At 41.5% G+C, this 12690-nt stretch carries 9 protein-coding genes; 4 read left to right on the top strand and 5 right to left on the bottom strand.

Annotated elements, in window-relative coordinates; all coding sequences use genetic code 11:
* Positions 1–80: 80 nt before the first annotated feature.
* Entirely contained in the window at positions 81–617 is a 537-nt protein-coding gene (locus tag VK159_RS06585) for a hypothetical protein (RefSeq protein ID WP_324229341.1), read from the top strand.
* 38 nt (positions 618–655) lie between these two features.
* Here the strand turns inward: VK159_RS06585 and VK159_RS06580 are convergent, their stop codons facing one another.
* The 4 genes from VK159_RS06580 to secA form a co-directional block, all read right to left on the bottom strand.
* Positions 656–1837: a M20 family metallopeptidase gene (locus VK159_RS06580; RefSeq protein ID WP_324229340.1), complete on the bottom strand. Its 1182-nt coding sequence runs from the start codon at positions 1835–1837 to the stop codon at positions 656–658.
* 149 nt (positions 1838–1986) lie between these two features.
* On the bottom strand, positions 1987–2436 hold the full coding sequence (locus VK159_RS06575) for an SPOR domain-containing protein (protein ID WP_324229339.1): 450 nt from the start codon (positions 2434–2436) through the stop codon (positions 1987–1989).
* A 1-nt stretch (position 2437) separates the two neighbouring features.
* Complete coding sequence (deoC, locus tag VK159_RS06570; protein ID WP_324229338.1) at positions 2438–3097, bottom strand: deoxyribose-phosphate aldolase; 660 nt, start codon at positions 3095–3097, stop codon at positions 2438–2440.
* Positions 3098–3175: 78 nt separating this feature from the next.
* Positions 3176–6505: a preprotein translocase subunit SecA gene (gene secA, locus VK159_RS06565; protein ID WP_324229337.1), complete on the bottom strand. Its 3330-nt coding sequence runs from the start codon at positions 6503–6505 to the stop codon at positions 3176–3178.
* A 408-nt stretch (positions 6506–6913) separates the two neighbouring features.
* Between secA and VK159_RS06560 the strand changes: the two genes are divergently transcribed.
* Positions 6914–9724, top strand: coding sequence for an outer membrane beta-barrel protein (locus VK159_RS06560; RefSeq protein ID WP_324229336.1), 2811 nt, complete (start codon positions 6914–6916; stop codon positions 9722–9724).
* Between the two features lie 47 nt (positions 9725–9771).
* On the opposite strand, the gene VK159_RS06555 is transcribed toward VK159_RS06560, so the two are convergent.
* Complete coding sequence (locus VK159_RS06555) at positions 9772–10512, bottom strand: DUF3667 domain-containing protein (RefSeq protein WP_324229335.1); 741 nt, start codon at positions 10510–10512, stop codon at positions 9772–9774.
* 170 nt (positions 10513–10682) lie between these two features.
* Here VK159_RS06555 and atpG point away from each other — a divergent pair, with 170 nt between their 5' ends.
* Positions 10683–11570 carry an ATP synthase F1 subunit gamma gene (gene atpG, locus VK159_RS06550; RefSeq protein ID WP_324229334.1) on the top strand — a complete coding sequence of 296 codons (888 nt, stop codon included), beginning with the start codon at positions 10683–10685 and terminating at the stop codon, positions 11568–11570.
* An 83-nt stretch (positions 11571–11653) separates the two neighbouring features.
* Positions 11654–12532: an SMC-Scp complex subunit ScpB gene (gene scpB / locus VK159_RS06545; protein WP_324229333.1), complete on the top strand. Its 879-nt coding sequence runs from the start codon at positions 11654–11656 to the stop codon at positions 12530–12532.
* Positions 12533–12690 lie beyond the last annotated feature (158 nt).

The raw sequence follows: 12690 nt of genomic DNA, 5'->3' as shown, positions 1-12690 counted from the left end.
ATGTTGATTAAATGTAATGCAATTTTTGAAGAACGGAACTACCGCAAACAATACTAAATGTATCTTTCAAAAAAAAAGACATGAAGAAACTTTTCATGATTTTAATCGTCCTTTGTTTTATCAGCACAACAAATGGACAAACAAAAACCGATACAGTTATTGCTGCAACAAAAGATGTAGAAACTGTTGATGCAATTGTTGCTGCATTATACAACGTTATCAGCGGACCGGCAGGTGAACCAAGAAACTGGAACCGTATGCGTAGTTTGTTTTTGCCTGAAGGAAAATTAGTTGCTACTGCTGTTCGACCAACAGGTGAGATAGTAAAGCGTGTACTAACCGTTGATGATTATATTACACAAAGCGGACCAGTAATTGAGAAGAATGGATTTTTTGAAAAAGAAATCAATCGTAAACAGGAAGTGTATGGACATATTGCTCATTGTTTCAGTACTTATGAAGCAAGAAGAACAGCAACAGATGCTGAACCGTTTATGCGTGGTATTAACAGCATTCAATTATACAACGATGGAAAGCGTTGGTGGATATTAACCGTGTTCTGGCAAACAGAGAATAAAGATCTGTTGATACCGAAGGAATACTTGAAGCAAAAATAGTTTTACGCAAAGACGCAATGCTACTTCTTATAAAATAATTATGGCTCTACCGTACTTCCTAACCAAGCCATCATTGCCATGCCTGTTTCAATGGCATCTTCATCAACATTGAATGTTGGGGTGTGTACACCGCTGCTGATTCCTTTATCTTTATTCATTACTCCAAGACGAAAGAAACAACCGGGAATTACCTGTGAGTAATAACCAAAATCTTCTGCACCCATGCGGAGTTCAGTTTCTTCTACATGTGATGTTCCTAATAATTCAGCTGCTTTTGATTTTGCTTTTTCGTTGAGAGCTTCGTTGTTGTAAACAGTAGGATAACCAACATCAATATGCAGATCGAGTTCGCCACCCATGCTTTGTACTAACTGTGTTGCATTGCGGCGGATAAGATTGTGTGCTTCAAAACGCCATGCTTCATCCATTGCACGGAAAGTGCCCATCAACTTTACTTCGTTGGGAATTACATTGGTGGTTGTACCTGCATTAAATGCAGTGATCGATAACACGGAAGGATTGTGTGGATTTCGGTTGCGGCTGATGACCTGTTGCAGACTCACCACGAGGTGTGATGCAATCAAGATTGGATCAACAGATAAATGTGGTGAAGCGGCATGTCCGCCCTTACCTTTCACCATTAGATATAATTCATCGGCACTCGCCATTACTTTACCTGCACGAAAACTTAACTGACCTAATTGCAAACCCGGATGCACATGCAATCCAAATATGCATTGCGGTTTTGGGTTTTCCAACACACCTTCTTTGATCATGATACTGGCGCCACCGGGATTTTTTTCTTCACCGGGTTGAAAAATGAGCTTTACCGTTCCCTCCCACTCTGCTTTTAATTCATTGAGAATTTTTGCTGCGCCGAGTAAACAGGTGGTGTGCACATCATGTCCGCATGCATGCATCACACCATCTACTTTCGATTTATAGGGAACATCATTTTCTTCCAGTATCGGCAATGCATCCATATCGGCACGCAAAGCAATGATCTTTGAAGATGGATTCTTTCCTTCGATCAAACCAACCACACCTGTTTCAGCCATTACCGTAAACGGGATACCCAACTCTGTGAGCTTGGCTTGTACAAATTTTGATGTTTCAAATTCTTTGTAACTGAGTTCCGGATTTGCATGCAAGTGATGACGAACTGCAATAAACTCTTCTTTATACTGTTTGGCCAGTGATTGTATCTGATCTTTTAACATAGAGGAGCAAAAATACAAAAACCTGCAACGCTGCAGGCTTTATTGATGACTGTTCACCTGAAAGCTGACTGATGATCATTGTTTTGATTCGTACTACAGTCACCTTTCAGGTGAGTAGACAAAGATATGTTCCGTCAGACAGGGGCGTGCTACAACTTGATGTTTTCTTCCTTTTCAGGAGGCGCTTTGTATTCAATATCGCTGGGAATCACAAACACTCCGGTAGGAAACATGCGGGCCAGTTCTTTTTTCAGGTCATCGGCTTCTGCTTTTTCAACAAAGTTGCCGATGCGAATTTTGAAATAAGGTGCCTGGTACATGAGGTATGTTTTCTGATCAGGATAGAGCGTCAATAATCTTGATTTGGTAGCCAGTGCCTGGTTACGATCGGTGGTGTTGAGCACCTGGATACGATAACCTTTGCTTGGCTTTTTAGAATCGGCTGATTTCTTGTTGATCTCAGCCTTCTTTTTTACGAGCAAATCGAAACGACTGTCTTTCACAACAAATACGTTACTCCCAATCGTATCAACTACAGTCTGTGCCTTGCTGATTGAAACAACACTTATGATAAAACAAAACAGAATGATCTTTTTCATATTACTGGTTCAAACTTTCTTTTACAATAGCAACGCTGGCACTGCAACCCAACCTGTCGGCTCCTGCTTCAATCAATTGTTTGGCAAAAGCGTAATTGCGTATTCCACCCGATGCCTTGATTTTTATATTAGACGGTAAATGCTTCCGCATCAGTTGCACGGCTTCCAATGTAGCGCCTTTTTCTGCGTAACCGGTAGAGGTTTTTACAAAATCTGCGCCAAGTTCAGCATAGATCTCACAACAACGAATGATCTCCTCATCGGTCAAAACCCCGCTTTCGATAATGATCTTGATGTGCTTTTCTTTTTTATGTGCCATGGGGATGATGGTTTCCCCTTCATGCTTTACAAAGTTCCAGTCGCCGTTTTTAATAGCAGAGATATTTGCCACCATATCAATTTCATCTACACCGTCAACGATCGACAGCAGGGTTTCAGTCACCTTTGCTTCAATGGCCGAATAACCAAATGGAAAACCAATGACCGTTGCTGTCTTTACACTTGAACCGCCAACCAGTCCTTTTGCAAAACGAGTAAAAGGCGGAGGCACACAAACCGCTGCAAAATTATACAGGGTTGCTTCGGTGCAGAGTTGTTCAATATCACTGATGAGGGTTGTTGGCTTTAGAATCGTATGGTCGATATATGAAGCAATGTTCATGGCGCAAATGTATTTTTTTATGAGTAGAAAAAAGGAAACAGCGATCAGCAAAAAAAACCTCCCGAAGGAGGTTTTCTCTTATAAATCTTTACCGTGACATTGTTTGTATTTCTTACCGCTGCCGCAAGGACAAGGATCGTTACGTCCGATTTTCGGTCCGGCAACAATTGGTTCCTGTTTTACATTTTCTGATGGATCATAATAATCCGGTGTTTCCATCAGTTCAGAACCACCACCTGCAGCTACCATATCTTCTTTGCGTTGGCGCATCTTGCTCATATCGGTTTTCTGTTGACGGCCTTCACGAATTTGTCCGGCTGTATTTTCTTCAACTGGTAAACCTGCATGTGCAAGGAATGAAACGATATTCTTATTGATCTCACTGTTCAATTGCTCAAACAATGTATACGCTTCCACCTTATAGATCACTAACGGATCTTTCTGTTCGTAAGTTGCATTTTGTACAGAAGTACGCAGATCATCCATTGCACGAAGATGTTCTTTCCATGCTTCATCAATGAAAGCGAGGGTTGCAGTACGTTCCAACGCACTTACTAATTCAGCACCCTGTGATTCGATGGTTTTGTTCATTGGCGTTAACACCTGTAAACCACGTTTACCATCGCTGAACGGCACAAATACATTTTCAATATGCGAACCCTGTGTTGCTTTAATATTCTGGAACACCGGCAATGCATCTTTCTTCAACAGATCACTCTTACGCAGGTAAGCTGTTTTTGCTTCCACATATAATGCTTCTGCCAAAGTGTTGCTGTCTGCTTTATCGAGTTGTTCTGCGGTGATCTGTGTATCGATACCAAAGTTGATGATACAAGCCATCTTAAATCCTTCATGATCGTTTTGCTCTTTGAACGATGCGATCAATCCATCAGCAACAGAATAAAACGCATTATCAGTATCAAGCGTTAAACGTTCGCCACTCAATGCATGATTACGACGGGTGTAAACCGCACCACGCTGTTTGTTCATTACATCATCATATTCCAGCAAACGCTTACGGATACCGAAGTTGTTTTCTTCTACTTTCTTTTGTGCACGTTCAATTGACTTGGTGATCATGCTGTGCTGGATCACTTCACCTTCTTTGTAACCAAGTTTATCCATCATGCCGGCAATACGATCACTACCGAACATACGCATGAGATCATCTTCAAGCGATACATAGAATTGAGAAGAACCAGGATCGCCCTGGCGACCTGCACGACCACGTAACTGGCGATCGACACGACGGCTGTCGTGACGTTCTGTACCAAGAATAGCCAAACCACCTGCTTCTTTTACACCTGCACCAAGTTTAATATCGGTACCACGACCGGCCATGTTTGTTGCAATGGTCACAGCACTTGGTAAACCAGCTTCAGCAACAACCTGTGCTTCACGGGCATGTTGTTTTGCGTTCAATACATTGTGTGGAATTTTTTTCACCTGCAACATCTTGCTCAGCAATTCACTCACCTCAACCGAAGTTGTACCAACCAGTACGGGACGACCGGCTGCACGAATCGTTTCAATTTCTTCGATTACTGCTTTGTATTTCTCACGCTTGGTTTTGTACACAAGATCCTGTTTATCCTCACGAACCATATTCAGGTTAGTAGGGATTTTTACAACATCCAATTTGTAAATGTCCCAGAACTCCCCTGCTTCAGTTTCCGCAGTACCCGTCATACCACAAAGTTTGTGATACATACGGAAGTAGTTTTGCAATGTGATGGTAGCATACGTTTGTGTTGCCGCTTCGATGTGCACATTTTCTTTCGCTTCAATAGCCTGGTGTAAACCATCACTATAACGGCGGCCATCAAGAATACGACCTGTTTGTTCATCAACGATCTTCACCTGTCCATCTAACACCACATACTCTACATCTTTTTCAAACAAGCTGTAAGCTTTCAGCATTTGCAGAATGGTATGGATACGATCTGCTTTTGCTGAATATTCATTTAAGAACGCTTCTTTCTGACGTAACTTTTCCTCAGCACTAAGATCACTTCTATCTAATGTTGCAAGAGAAGTACTGATGTCGGGCAATACAAAGAAGTTAGGATCTTCATTGTCTTTGGTGATCATGCTCAAACCCTTATCTGTCAGATCAACCGAATTGCTTTTCTCATCTATATGAAACAGCAAACCTTCATCTACTTTTGGCATTTCTTTTTGCTGATCGGCGAGGTAATAGTTTTCTGCTTTCTGCAGTTTTACTTTAATACCGGGCTCACTTAAGTATTTGATCAACGGACCATACTTCGGCAAACCTCTCCATGCACGCATCAATGCAAGACCACCACTCTTTGGATCATCATCACCTTCTGCAATAGCTTTCTTTGCTTCATTCAAATATTGTTGCGCCAAACGTTTTTGTGCATCCACGAGTTTTTCAATACGTGGTTTCATATTGTGGAACTGCTGCTCATTGCTGCCTGTACCAACAGGTCCTGCAATGATCAATGGTGTACGGGCTTCATCAATTAAGATACTATCCACCTCATCCACCATCGCAAAGTGCAATTTGCGTTGTACTTTCTCAGTTGTATTCACCACCATGTTATCACGGAGGTAATCGAAACCAAATTCATTATTGGTTCCGTAAACGATATCGGCCATATATGCCTTGCGACGGTCTTCACTATTAGGTTGATGTTTATCAATACAATCAACAGTTAATCCTAAAAATTCAAACAGAGTTCCGTTCCATTCACTATCACGACGAGCGAGGTAATCATTCACCGTTACAAGATGCACACCTTCACCAGGTAATGCATTTAAGTAAGCAGGTAAGGTTGATACCAGCGTTTTACCTTCACCGGTAGCCATCTCTGCAATTTTTCCCTGGTGCAACACGCTACCACCAATCAGCTGAACATCGTAATGCACCATGTTCCAGGTTACTTCCGATCCACCAGCCAGCCATGATTTTTTATAAAACACCTGGTCGCCTTCAATACGCATATGCGGGCGTTTGATCACAAGATCCCTGTCTAATTGCGTAGCCGTTGCCTGCAACTCTTCATTATTGGTAAACCTGCGTGCAGCTTCTTTCACTACAGCAAAAGCTTCGGGATGAATTTCTTCAAGAACCTCTTCAATTTTTTTATCTCTTTCTTTACGCAGTTTATCTATTTCCTGGTAAGTAGCATCTTTTTCCTGGATCTGATCTTCGCTGAATGCATCAGCTTTAACTGTAAGGGAAGCAATCTCGTCATCTATACTTTGGAGATGTGATTTAATGCGCTGTCTGAATTCCTGTGTTTTATTACGGAGTTCATCATTGGTTAAGCTTTGATATTGCTGGAAATACTGGTTGATTTTTTCAACGATAGGCGAAAGCTTTTGTACATCTTTCTCGCTCTTGCTGCCACCAAACAGTTTCGATAGGAATCCTAACATATGTATAGATTAATAAGTCAATTATTTTGATTAAAGCTTCCTTGTGTCAAATACAATGCAAAGTTTAAAACAAAGCCAATTTGACAGAAGCACCTTTTTTACAGGCCGACAAAGGTAATGATTAACTGTTGAGTGCGATGAACCAGGTTAAATTTTGAACTAGCCTGAAAGCAATAGAAACCATCCGTTTACAAACCTGATCAAGCGTTAAGCAATTCACAATAAACCCAACAAAAAACAGTTTACCCACCAGCACGGACAGCTGCCGCCACTGAAATGGTAGATTTGCCTTTTATACTGATTGCTCAACAAAGAGCAAACTTTTTCAGGCATTGTCGTCTATTATTTAACAATTCGAAAAATAAATTATTGACGAAAATTTTCGTATTTCGCATCTCAAACATGTTTATGAAGAAATTATTACTCATTCTCCTTGTCATCACAACATCCGTATCTGTAAAAGCCCAAACAGCAGGCATCACCGGGAAAGTAACCGATTCAACCGGATCAAGAGGACTTGACAAAGCCACTGTTAAGCTGGTTGAAAAAAGTTTCCCTTACGATACATCGAGAACATCGACGAATGCTAAGGGTGAGTTCAGCTTCGCAAAAATTCCTACTTCAGCCTATTCCATTGTTATCAGCTATACAGGCTATAAGCCAATGATCAAAGAATTCTTTAAGCCCTCAGCCGGTGTATCGAATATTGACCTGGGCGAGTTGGTGCTGGTCAATTCATACCTCGACCTGAAAGAAATTGTGATCGAGGCCCCCGCAGTAACCATGAAAGAAGATACGGTTGAATACCGTGCCGGTGCGTTTCAAACCAAACCAAATGCAACTACTGAAGAGTTATTGAAGAAATTGCCCGGTGTGCAGGTTGATAGAGAGGGTAATGTAACTGCACAGGGCAAGGCCGTAACCCGAGTGAAAGTGAACGGGAAAGACTTCTTCACGGGTGATCCTAAAACAGCTACCAAAGAAATACCGGCGGATATGATCGATAAAGTGCAGGTAATTGATGATTATGGTGATCAATCAACCGTATCAGGTATTCGTGATGGTGAACCAGAGAAAGTAATTAACCTGCAGCTGAAAAAAGATAAAAACAAAGGGATATTTGGACGGGCGCAGGCTGGTTACGGAACCAACGACCGTTATACGGGTGCCGTTACTGTGAACAGGTTCAACAACAGCAAACAGCTTTCACTTATTGCAAACTGTAATAACGTAAACACTTCTACTTTTCAACAGGATGGCAGCAGCGGTGGTGGTGGTGGCCGTGGCGGTATGACTTTTGGCGGCGGAGGCGGTGGTAATACTGGTGGTGGTAATCAAAATGGTATTACCAAGTTGAATTCAATTGGCCTGAACTATCGGAACGACTTTGGAACACGCAATTCCTTTTACGGCAGTTATACTTATTCGCACAGAGCTACAACCATTGAACAATTTACAGCCCAACAAAATATCGGCAGATCAGGATCAGGGTCGATCTTTACAAATACCGACCAGGGCTCACTAAATAAAAACGGTACACATCGTGCCTTTGGTAACCTTGAACTATGGATCGATTCGTTTAATTATATCAAATTCAGTCCAAGTTTTACTCTCACGGAATCGAACAACCGATCTGAAAGTATTTTTGATATTTTTAATGACAGTTCGCCTTTACAAGACGGAACTAACGTAAACACTTCATTAAGCGATCGTCCTAACTTCAGAAGTAACTTATTATACAACCACCGCTTTAAAAAACGTGGCCGTAACCTCTCGTTTAACAGTGATCTTAATTTCTCATCCAGCGAAAGTGATCAGTTTACAAATAACGAGTCCGTTTTTTATTTAACAAACGGCACGAAAGATTCAACGCTCAGGCAAAATATTCTGCAGGATAACCGCACACAAAACATCAACCTGCGTGCAACTTACACTGAGCCATTAGCGGTAGATCGCTTTCTTGACCTGAGTTATAACTACAACAAAAACTTTGGCAGCAACGACCGTCAGAATTATATCCAGCTTCCCGGCAATACGAACTATACACTCATTGACTCATTAAGTAACGCTTACGAAAATAATTTCGATTACAATCGTATTGGCGCAAGTGTGCGTACAGTAAAGAAAAAATACAACTATACGATCGGTGTTATTTTACAACCGGTTGTTTTAAAAGGTTACAGCATCAGTAAAGACAGTGCATACAAGCCAATTACAAACTTCAACTGGTTTCCTGTTGCACGCTTTACGTATAATTTTACCCGTACAAAATCGCTCAACTTCAATTACAATGGTAATGCAAGGCAACCCAATTTCGAACAATTACAACCTGTAAGAGATCAGAGCAATCCACAATATCTCACTGAGGGTAATCCATTGCTACGTCCATCTAACAGTCATAACTTCAATACCAATTTTAATAATTTCAACTTCAGTTCAGGCCGTATCTTCCTTGTGAACTTAGGATTTAATTTTGTTGAAGACCAGATCGTAAACAATGTGATCCGTTTCAAAGATCCCAATGGTAAATTAACCGGCGCACAGTTGACAAGACCTGAAAATGTAAATGGTTATTACAACGTAAATATGTTTACGACCTATGCAAAGCCTTTCAATAACAGAAAGTATGTGATCAGCACCAATACAATGGTGAATTATAATAATAACATCAGTCTTGTTGATGGTGAGCGTACCATTGGTAAAAACTGGTTATATACACAAGGCGCAAATTTTGAATTCAACATTCCATGGCTTGAGTTGGTAACAGGTGTAAGATATAACCTGAACTATGCTGACTTCAGAGAAGCAGGTCAGTCAATTACCCGTCAAAGCACCTGGACACTTAGCAGTGATGCCCGTTTTGATTTTGGTGCAGGCTTTATTTTCCGTTGGGACTTTGATTACCTGTTGAACCAGGGATTGTCAGCTGGTGTGCAGCAAAACATTGCGTTGCTGAATGCATCACTTGAAAAAGAGATATTTAAAACCAAAAACGGTGTGATCCGCCTGGCAGGTTTTGATATCCTGAAACAAAACACCAATGTTAACCGCAGTATCAGCAGCAACTTTATTACCGATACAAGAACAAACAGATTAACCCAGTATTTCATGTTGAGCTTTACTTATCGTCTCAACCGGTTTAAAGGAACCCAGCAGCCGCAACAGCAAAACAATATGCGCCGTATGGGTGGAGAAAGAATGATGATCAACGATAATTAATTTTTAAACATCGCCTGAAAAGCAGTCACGTTATTGTGACTGCTTTTTTAATGCCTTTTATAAAATAATTTAAAGTAAACATAAAAGGTCGCCGATATCAGAATCACGGTTACAACCTGGGTAAGTATGGTTGAAAGCATCCCTTTTAAAAACGAAACGGTTTTCTTTCCGCTATAAAATTGTGTGCAGGCCCAACCATAGTAACAACTCCAGCAAAAAAGGTAAAAAGCAAGAAAGGGATAAAATGGCGGGTGAAACATTAACCAGATTGGTGCAACCAGCATGCTGAAAAAAATAGAGCGTTGGCCCGATGTGAATGCCGCCAGTACCAGGTTTTCGGAATAATTTATTCCAGAACGCCGGAAAAGCAGTCGGTTAAACAATGCAAGCAACGGTATATTCAGAAAAATAAGCAGGTTTACATGTTTATCAAGGAACAGTGAAATAGGGTTTGCAGGCATTGCTGAGCCTCCGGAAAAACTGGCAAACCCTGAGCCGATCAGGATCACGGAGGCGAAGCCCACTACCACAAAAGCAAACGTAAACGGGTTGAAATATTGTTTTCGCTTTCCATCTACATACTCCCTTGCCACAATGCCCGGCTTGAAAACTAACTGCCATATGAGCGAAAAGATCCCCTTATCGGCATGGGTAAATGCATGCACCAGATCGTGCCAGATATGGTTGAAATTGAGCCTGTGTGTATCAGCTTTTTGTCCGCATTGAGGACAGAAACGTTGCGATGGTTCTAATGCAGAACCGCAGTTTAAGCAGTTTGTTGATTGCATGGTTGGTTTGGCTGTGGTGAAAATAATAAAATTGCTTCATTCACCCTGAAAAACACCCATCAGCTCCGCCTCGAAAAAACAGGTTCGGCTTTTCCACAATTTCGCTGCGGGCTTGCACTTGTAACCCTGTTTCCATTACCTTTGCGGCCTGAAAATAAACGTTCAACCACATGCCCGGACAATTAAAAGAGGTACGTAACAGGATCAAAAGTGTACAAAGCACCCAGCAGATCACGAAAGCCATGAAAATGGTGAGTGCAGCCAAACTCCGTAAAGCACAGGATGCCATCATCCAGATGCGCCCTTATGCACAGAAACTGCAGGATATGCTGAGCAATATTGTAAGCAACAGCGATGGTAGTGTAAACATGAAACTGGCAGCTGAGCGCCCGGTAAATAAAGTGTTGATCATCCTGGTTACCAGCGATCGTGGTTTGTGCGGTGGTTACAATGCCAACCTGGTAAAACTTGCCCGCCAGACAATTGCTGAGCAATATGCTGATCAACAGCAAAAAGGTAATGTACAGGTTTGGGGTATTGGTAAAAAAGGTTTCGAAGCGATGCTCCGTAACGGTTACAAAACCAGCGATACCTATAAAGATATTTTCCTGCACCTTAGTTTCGAAAACGTACAGCAGGCATCAGCTGCAGCAATGGATGCTTTTGTAAAAGGTGAGTTTGATGTGGTAGAACTGGTGTACAGCCAATTTAAAAATGCAGCCACCCAGCAATTTAAACTGGAGCGCTTCCTTCCTATTCCTAAAGTAGTGAGTAAAGAAGGTTCTGCTAAAACAAAATCTGATTTCATCTTCGAACCAGGCAAAGAAGAACTCGTTACTGAGTTAATGCCGAAGATCCTCAATACACAATTATTCAAAGCAGTGCTTGATGCAAATGCATCAGAGCATGGTGCCCGTATGACGGCGATGGATAAGGCAAGTGATAACGCCAACGAATTGTTGCGTTCACTCCGCATCAGCTATAACCGTGCACGCCAGGCAGCCATTACAACTGAGTTGACAGAGATCGTAAGTGGTGCAGCAGCTCTAAATAGTTAAATAGTTTAAAGTTTAAGGTTGAAAGTTGTGGATACAACTCAACTTTAAACATTAAACCTTCAACTTTAAACGTTTGAAAACGAATGGAACTTAGTGTTATCATCCCGCATATTGAAGCGCTGATCTTTGCAGCTGAACGTCCGCTTACCACATTGGAGCTTTGCGACCTTGTGAACAATGCATTGGGTTTTATTGAAGACCGTGCAAGCCTCGACCAGACAGAAGCAGCCATTTCAGCTATCAAAGAAAAATATACCGCTGAGTTTTATCCTTTTGAAGTGAGAGAAAGCGGCGGTGGCTGGCAGTTCCTCACCAAAAAAGAATACCACAAAACTGTTGCGCAGATCAACGGCGATAAATTCCTGAAGCGTTTAAGTACTGCAGCCTTGGAAACTCTTTCCATTATTGCCTACAAACAACCTATCACCAAAGGTGAAATGGAAGCGATTCGTGGTGTAAGCTGTGATTACGCTGTACAAAAATTATTAGAAAAAGAACTGATCGTTATACTTGGTCGTAATGAAAAGATGCCCGGTCATCCGTTGGTGTACGGAACGTCCCGTTCATTCATGGATTATTTTGGTATCAACTCACCGGAAGATCTTCCAAAGATCAAAGAGATTATTTCTACAGAGATCATTGATCCGACAGGTGTACAGAGCGATACACTGAATGTTGCCGGTGAAGAAGAACAGGTGCTTACTGCAAATGAAGCACTGGTGGTTACGGAAGATGGTGAGTTATTAGAGCAGCCTCTCAACAATGTTGAAGAAGATCAGCAGGAAGAACTTATTATTGAAGAGATTACTGCTGTTACAGAAGAAGTGAGCGGGGAAGAAATTGTTGAAGTAGAAGAATCTGCTCAACAAGAAGAAGTGGAAGAAACAGAAGAAGTAAGTGAAGAGAATGATTTGGATGAGCAACAGGAAGAAGATGATGATGAAGAAGAGAAAAAAGACTAATGATAGAAAGCCCCGTTGTTGAACGGGGCTTTTTTTATAGCACATGCTTACTGCATTGCGTCTTCACTCATTTGCGTTCTTTGCATGAAATAAAACAGATAATCGTTCAGGCCGCTTTAACGTCCTGACCGGTTTTTAAACTAAATTCGCAACCTAGC

Origin of the sequence: Lacibacter sp. (assembly GCF_035299325.1) — a bacterium.
Taxonomy (GTDB): domain Bacteria; phylum Bacteroidota; class Bacteroidia; order Chitinophagales; family Chitinophagaceae; genus Lacibacter.
The sequence above is the reverse complement of the archived record's forward strand: the minus strand, read 5'-3'. Positions and strand labels throughout refer to the sequence as shown.

Excerpts from the sequence above, each read along its gene's own strand:
- deoC (WP_324229338.1), bottom strand. The coding sequence starts at position 3,097 with ATGAACATTGCTTCATATATCGACCATACGATTCTAAAGCCAACAACC.
- VK159_RS06585 (WP_324229341.1), top strand. The coding sequence starts at position 81 with ATGAAGAAACTTTTCATGATTTTAATCGTCCTTTGTTTTATCAGCACA.
- scpB (WP_324229333.1), top strand. The coding sequence starts at position 11,654 with ATGGAACTTAGTGTTATCATCCCGCATATTGAAGCGCTGATCTTTGCA.
- VK159_RS06560 (WP_324229336.1), top strand. The coding sequence starts at position 6,914 with ATGAAGAAATTATTACTCATTCTCCTTGTCATCACAACATCCGTATCT.
- VK159_RS06555 (WP_324229335.1), bottom strand. The coding sequence starts at position 10,512 with ATGCAATCAACAAACTGCTTAAACTGCGGTTCTGCATTAGAACCATCG.
- secA (WP_324229337.1), bottom strand. The coding sequence starts at position 6,505 with ATGTTAGGATTCCTATCGAAACTGTTTGGTGGCAGCAAGAGCGAGAAA.
- VK159_RS06580 (WP_324229340.1), bottom strand. The coding sequence starts at position 1,837 with ATGTTAAAAGATCAGATACAATCACTGGCCAAACAGTATAAAGAAGAG.
- atpG (WP_324229334.1), top strand. The coding sequence starts at position 10,683 with ATGCCCGGACAATTAAAAGAGGTACGTAACAGGATCAAAAGTGTACAA.
- VK159_RS06575 (WP_324229339.1), bottom strand. The coding sequence starts at position 2,436 with ATGAAAAAGATCATTCTGTTTTGTTTTATCATAAGTGTTGTTTCAATC.